Annotated in this window: 5 protein-coding genes; all 5 read right to left on the minus strand. The window is 41.3% G+C overall.

What is annotated here, in order from left to right:
- Positions 1-36: 36 nt before the first annotated feature.
- Positions 37-330: a hypothetical protein gene (locus tag Q668_RS17125; RefSeq protein ID WP_152521786.1), complete on the minus strand. Its 294-nt coding sequence runs from the start codon at positions 328-330 to the stop codon at positions 37-39.
- A 69-nt stretch (positions 331-399) separates the two neighbouring features.
- Positions 400-729 (minus strand): hypothetical protein, encoded by a 330-nt coding sequence (locus Q668_RS17130; protein ID WP_152521787.1) that lies wholly within the window; start codon positions 727-729, stop codon positions 400-402.
- Positions 730-822: 93 nt separating this feature from the next.
- A complete protein-coding gene (locus Q668_RS12445) occupies positions 823-1575 on the minus strand; it encodes a restriction endonuclease (RefSeq protein ID WP_022989942.1) in 753 nt (250 codons plus the stop codon).
- Positions 1576-2136: 561 nt separating this feature from the next.
- Positions 2137-2547 (minus strand): hypothetical protein, encoded by a 411-nt coding sequence (locus Q668_RS12450; RefSeq protein WP_022989943.1) that lies wholly within the window; start codon positions 2545-2547, stop codon positions 2137-2139.
- A gap of 93 nt (positions 2548-2640) precedes the next feature.
- The gene (locus Q668_RS16920; RefSeq protein ID WP_081697603.1) at positions 2641-3300 is read right to left on the minus strand and encodes a C39 family peptidase; all 660 of its coding nucleotides are present in this window, start codon (positions 3298-3300) and stop codon (positions 2641-2643) included.
- Between the last annotated feature and the right edge of the window lie 548 nt (positions 3301-3848).

The raw sequence follows: 3848 nt of genomic DNA on the forward strand, positions 1-3848 counted from the left end.
TGACACCACAGTCACTTGTTATGAGGGCTCGGACTTCTATGCATGCCCGGGAATCGCTTCCGGGTCAAAAGACAAATCCTCATCCACACTCTTTCTAACTAAAGCCCCCTGTATATTAAACAAGACCCACAACCGGAAATAATGATCTTTATGGTCATTAATCTCTAGTGTTTTTTGAATAGACACCCACGTTTTATCGCAGTCGATCATCAAACATTTACAAGCAGCATCCGGAGTTAACCAGCCAAACTGAGAACCAAGCCACGAAAGATCATCGACAGAAAGTTTCTCAGGACTAGAAAACTTGACAACCAAATTTTGAAATCTCATTTTCCCCACTTTATAAGTAACGAACCATGAAAACAAAAACGACTATTTACTAAATTAAAAAAACATTTTCTACTTCAATTTTATAAGTATTTTTGATAACGTTAAAAATAAAGCAAACACACATAAACCTTGAAACATCACAGCAAAGCCAAAGGCCACGAAAGCAGGATCAATAACATCTTTAGTCACATCATAATAAGTGCTAACTAGTACGCTCTTATTGGAATAATTTACCCATATAAATATTGCACCTGAAATTCCGAAAACAAGTGAAACCCAGCCCAATAAATTCAAAAATGTAATCCAGCCATTTCTGTCCCGGCTTCCTTCATCCGTGACAGGCTCTTCACTCCACTCTTCACCACGTTCGATTGCTTCTTGCCTTCCTTTATTCATCATAGATCCCCAATAATTTCGAAAACTGCCTCATAACGCTTTGCTCACCGGAAAATTGGGAGCGCAGCGAGTAATTTTTCCGCGTGCAGCAACTTGTTAGCGATAACTTTGCAACCAGCGAACAATTTCATCATGATCGGCAAGTGACATATCCCACTTGCTTGATATTTCTGAATCAACAAATTTCCTGGCATCTTCAGTGAAAGTGGATGTCGTAGCTACAATGGTCTTATTGGGCCCGTCTTTAGTATTTTTCACTCCATGCAGCGTCCGAACAACATCCACTCCTATTTTGTTGCTTTCAGCGTAGTGTTTACACTCGATGAAATATTTGCTCTTTATCCCAAAGTGGTCGGTGTGAATGGCGATAATATCTTTGCCACCGTCCCTAGTTCTTTTTGTTAAATCTACTTGGTAGCCCTTGGCCCTAAAGAGCTCTGCTACAACCTCCTCAAATTCTCTATGAGAAATATCTCTCAAAAGATACGGGTTCTCACGAAGAGTTAAAACCAGCTCTTTAATAGAGCTGTATAAATGAAGAATATCTTCAGCGGAGTACAGCTCTGGCAGATACTCAAAATCCGGCTCCCCGCTAGTTTCCGCACCAGCAGACTGATTATCAATAAAGTTCAGGCAGTTGGCGGGGTACTCATAAACATAGAATTTCAAGCTGATCTCATTATCGCAATCAGGGCAGCTGAACTCATAGGCTAGCTCATAACATAGCTCCGGCCCCATCTGACGCTCATCACCGCCGACACAATCTATTTCGAAGTCCTCAACTGGTATTACTCCAGAAGACTCGCACTCCTCACATGAGTATCCGATGTTGCCTGAAAACTTCCACACGTGTTCAACTCCTAATCGCTAACGCCCGGCTCACCGAGCAAGTTTTTGGTGGCGGCTTTTTTGCGTGTTTTTGCAAAAAAAGGTGACAGCGGAAACTTGTCCGGTGCAGCCGTTTGTTATAAGCCTCTTTGCAAGTAATAAAGTATACGCCGCCTAAATAGATACCAAGCAAAACATGCGAAAGCGAGACCCAATGCAATTAATTGAAACCCAGACCAACTTCCACCGTCCCTTGTGCTAATCAGAACCGCTAGGCCAACTGTCAAAAAACTGTGAGCCAATTCCATATTTCTTTTCCAAAGGATGGGTAAACATATTGCCCATAAACATCCTAGAATTAAACCACCTACAAACACTGATAGCTTGACACGTTCCGCGTAAGTGGTAGCTAGAAATATCAATGCAAATACAGTAAAAAATTTGAGTGAATGCTTGACTAATTTTTGCTGTTGAATTGCCAGCATTGCTCCTCCATTATGCTTATAACGTTCGCATAACCGGCCGAAAACAGCGCAGCAGTTTGAGGTCCAGCCCACGTAGTGGGCGAGGTTGATGCGCTTGTTATGAGTTTTTGGGTATTTTGTATGGTTCAAGGATTTCCCTAAATCGTTTCGTTATCTTCGTTTGGAAGTAAGTGCCTTTTTCCTTCCATTTTTTGTCCGATATTGCTGACTCAACCTGATCTAATACCTTGTCATGAGGATAGAGATACAAATCTCCTTGCTCAATGAAACCAATATACAAGTTCTTGCCAATGTACTTTTTAGAAAATGAAGGCCCGCCTTTTAGCTGGACTTTTATGTCTGAGATGCCATCAATGTGAACTGCTATAAAGTCCGCTCCATTCCAATCATTACTCAGCCATATACAGTTGTAGCCATAGTCCGCAAGAATAGATGCCGCCTTATGGAAATTATAGGTTTCCTGAGCTTTGGCGTTTAACTCTGAATATTTTATTCTCTGAAGTTTCATTGCCTTGACTCATAACGCCGCCATCACCGGTGCCAAAGCCGTAGCGCAGCGGAGGTTTTGGCATCCGGTGCATGGCTTGGTTAGGGAATGATGTCAAGGAGTACTTCGAAATGCCTGTTGCTGCACAGCTGGTGCCGTTTGCCGTCTTGGCTGATTGGTAAAAAAGCCATTTGCGCTCTGTACTTCTTGACTCAAAGGAATAATTGCTAGGATCTTGCCTTTTAGTTCTGAGTCCTCGCGGGTTTCCCACATTTCAAGGAATTGGTATCTACTATAAGTACGATTACCAAGCGAAGGGTCTGCTAGCCATACTGTTTCGCTGTTAATTCCTCTTAACACAGAAAAGTGATCATCCCTGCGATGCTTTGTATAAACGATAACAGGAATTTTTAGCTTGGTAAGTTGCTCAAATGACGCCGCATACCCTACACCTCGAAAACCCAGCTCTTTCAGTGCATTAGCCATATCGTCAAAGGAAGCCCGCATATCCTCTTTATTCATGATCTTTAAAATTTCTTCTTCGGTAACAGGCAATCCATAATACTCACTAAGAACAGTCGCTAGTGATGCTGCGCCACACGAATAATCCAAGTCTTGCTTTATAATCCCTGCATCACGCATCGTTTTCCAACTATTAATAGGGATAGAGCCTCGCAAATTATAGCTGCTTACATATGCCACATCTGATGCTCCAACAGAAATTGAAGTTAATAAAGATACAGATAGAAAAATCGTTACAATAGTATTTAGCATTTATCAACCCAAGGAGAGTTTCATAACCACACTTCCTACCACTACACCCGAGAAGACTAAAAAGCCCCCTAACAAAAACACAGGCCGTATTACCGTCATGGCTTTTAAAAAATAGCTGAAATAGCACAAAAATTCACCCCTTTTTCTTGTCGAGCCAAATGCAAAAAAATAAAAACAAATAGGTTAGAGCAGTCACAACAACAGAAATAACCATTAGAAAAAAAACATTTCTTATATTGATTTGACTTGACGAAAAAAACTCATACAAAAAATAACCGATGAAAAAAATAAAACCAACACAAATAGAAGCAAAGAAGGATGAAACCTTCCCTCTAGCAAACTTTCCCCCAACGTAACCTGCCAAGGATTCCACGAGCGTACCTATAACCTCAAACATAAAAACCTCGAATGGCTGCATAGCAAACATGCTATGCAGCCTATAAGCTTAAAAGTTACCGTCTCCAGGCGTGATTCGCGCCCCAGTTAAAACTAAAGCTATTAACACGCCAGATATTAGCGCCTACAGATACTAATGGGTTCGAAAGTAA

It is taken from the genome of Marinobacter sp. ES-1, assembly GCF_000475255.1.
In the GTDB taxonomy this organism is placed as follows: domain Bacteria; phylum Pseudomonadota; class Gammaproteobacteria; order Pseudomonadales; family Oleiphilaceae; genus Marinobacter; species Marinobacter vinifirmus.

Excerpts from the sequence above, each read along its gene's own strand:
- Q668_RS17125 (WP_152521786.1), bottom strand. The coding sequence starts at position 330 with ATGAGATTTCAAAATTTGGTTGTCAAGTTTTCTAGTCCTGAGAAACTT.
- Q668_RS17130 (WP_152521787.1), bottom strand. The coding sequence starts at position 729 with ATGATGAATAAAGGAAGGCAAGAAGCAATCGAACGTGGTGAAGAGTGG.
- Q668_RS12450 (WP_022989943.1), bottom strand. The coding sequence starts at position 2,547 with ATGAAACTTCAGAGAATAAAATATTCAGAGTTAAACGCCAAAGCTCAG.
- Q668_RS16920 (WP_081697603.1), bottom strand. The coding sequence starts at position 3,300 with ATGCTAAATACTATTGTAACGATTTTTCTATCTGTATCTTTATTAACT.